At 39.1% G+C, this 2,464-nt stretch carries 3 protein-coding genes; all 3 read left to right on the top strand.

The window, feature by feature from the left end; translation table 11 throughout:
- A partial coding sequence (locus tag AC1DTM_RS22905; RefSeq protein WP_477000955.1) for a molybdopterin-synthase adenylyltransferase MoeB occupies positions 1–1,001 on the top strand: 1,001 nt, incomplete at its 5' end.
- A 19-nt stretch (positions 1,002–1,020) separates the two neighbouring features.
- Positions 1,021–2,334 carry a molybdopterin molybdotransferase MoeA gene (locus AC1DTM_RS22900; protein WP_477000957.1) on the top strand — a complete coding sequence of 438 codons (1,314 nt, stop codon included), beginning with the start codon at positions 1,021–1,023 and terminating at the stop codon, positions 2,332–2,334.
- A partial coding sequence (locus AC1DTM_RS22895; RefSeq protein WP_477000956.1) for a molybdenum cofactor biosynthesis protein MoaE occupies positions 2,315–2,464 on the top strand: 150 nt, incomplete at its 3' end. The genes AC1DTM_RS22900 and AC1DTM_RS22895, both read left to right, overlap by 20 nt.

Here is a 2,464-nt window from a genome sequence, read left to right as displayed (position 1 = left end):
CACGACAACAGTTGTTCACTCCTATTGGAAGTAAAGGGCAAGAGAAGATTAGAAATAAGCATGTGTTAATAGTAGGGGCAGGTGCGTTAGGGAGTGCCAGTGCAGAGGCGTTTGTACGTGCAGGTATCGGAAAATTAACGATTATTGATCGTGATTACGTAGAATGGAGTAATTTACAGCGGCAACAACTTTATGCTGAACAAGATGCGATAGAAAAATTACCAAAAGCAATTGCAGCGCAGAATCGTTTAAAACAAATTAATTCAGACGTGCAAATTCAAGCTCTTGTAATGGATGCAAGAGTAGATAATATGGAAGCTTTATTAGGTAGTGTCGATGTCATTATTGATGCAACAGATAATTTTGATATTCGATTTGTAATCAATGACCTGTCACAAAAACACAATATCCCATGGATTTACGGTTCTTGTGTCGGAAGTTATGGCATGAGCTATACAATTATTCCGAAGAAAACACCGTGCTTACATTGTGTGTTGAAAAGTGTTCCTGTTACAGGGGCGACGTGTGACACAGTTGGAATTATTAGTCCTGCTGTTCAAATCGTCGTAGCGGATCAAGTAGCAGAAGCATTCAAAATTTTAGTAGAAGACTACGAAGCAGTTAGAAAAACATTTTTAATGTTTGATGTATGGAGTAATCAATATCATTCTATCAAACTAGGAAAAATCAAAACGGAAGACTGTCCTTCGTGCGGAACAAACAGAACTTATCCTTATTTATCATACGAAAATCAAACGAAGACAGCTGTTTTATGCGGAAGAAATACAGTTCAAATTAGACCGGCGCATAATAGTCATTACAACTTTGATGAGTTAGAAAAAGTACTAAAGAAACACGGGAAAGTAGAGCGGAATCCGTACTTGCTCTCTTGCCAACTTGAAAATTACCGCATAGTCATTTTTCAAGATGGTCGTGTATTTATACACGGAACGAATGAAATTCAAAAAGCGAAACAACTATACTATCGGTTATTAGGGTAATAGAAAGGGATTGGTAATGATGGAAAGAAGGGTGCCGATTACAGTTGAAGAGGCTGTTCGTAAAGTGATGAAATTTGCTAATTGTGGTGTAAAAGAACTAGTACCACTGAAATTAGCATACGGGCGTACGTTAGCAGATGATTTAGTAGYAGATCACGATGTTCCTTCTTTCGACCGCTCACCATATGATGGATTTGCTATTAGGGCAGAAGATACTTTGCGGGCAAGTCGTGAGAATCCAATCGTATTCGAAGTAATCGGTGAAATTGGAGCAGGTTCCGTATTCCATAAAGAAGTCGGAGCGTTTCAAGCAGTTCGAATTATGACAGGGGCACAAATTCCGAAAGGATGTAACACGGTCGTCATGCTAGAACTGACTCGCCATCGTCAATATGAGAATATCGGAAAAAGCTATATGGAAGTGAGGCGCTCATTTAAAGAAGGGGACAACATATCCTTTCAAGGTGAAGATGCACGTAAAGGAACCGTTCTCGCAAAAAGAGGTTGTTACATTAATCCAGGTATTTCAGCTCTTCTTGCTACATTCGGTTATAGCGAAGTGTCAGTAGCGAAAAAGCCTGTCATTGGACTATTAGCGACTGGGAGTGAACTTCTCGATGTAAATGAAGAACTACAACCTGGGAAAATTCGAAATAGTAATATGTATATGATAGCGTCTCAAATTCGAAGAGCAGGTGGAAGAGTAAAATACTTCGGGAAGTTTAGCGACGATTTTAATACGTGCTACGAAGCAGTGAAGAAAGCGTTAAGTGAAGTGGATATGTTAATTACAACTGGTGGTGTTTCGGTAGGGGATTACGATTATTTGCCAGCGATATATGAAAAGTTAGGTGCATCAGTTCTCTTCAATAAAGTTGCAATGCGGCCAGGAAGTGTCACGACCGTAGCGCAATTAAAAGGAAAATTATTATTCGGATTATCAGGTAATCCTTCTGCTTGTTACGTAGGCTTTGAATTATTCGTAAAACCTAGCATTCGTGCGTATATGTTTAGCGAAACACCACATGTAAAACGAGAAAAAGCAATGCTCGGAGAAGATTTTCTAAAACCGAATCCATTTACAAGATTTGTACGAGCAAAGCTGAAGTATAACGAAGGACAACTAGTCGCTTATCCATTAGGATTCGATAAATCTAGTTCCGTTTCTTCATTAGCAGAATCAAACATTTTTATCGTATTACTAGGTGGTACGAGAGGATATGAGAAAGGGATGTTTGTAGACGTTCTTTTATTAGAAGATAACGAAGGTAGTGAATGGCCTTGGACATTCCGTAAAGCGGGGAGAGGTTTTGATGGGACAAGCACTATTTGAAATTGTAGATACTCCGATTGTAGTGGAAGAAGTAACGGATAAAGTAGCAAGAAGAGAAGCAGGAGCCATTACAACTTTTATTGGAACGGTTAGAGAATTAACGAAAGGCAAACGAACGTTACATCTTGAG

Source organism: Bacillus sp. P4_D3, from assembly GCF_056401855.1.
Note: the sequence above shows the minus strand (reverse complement) of the source record. Positions and strands in the feature narration are given on the sequence as shown.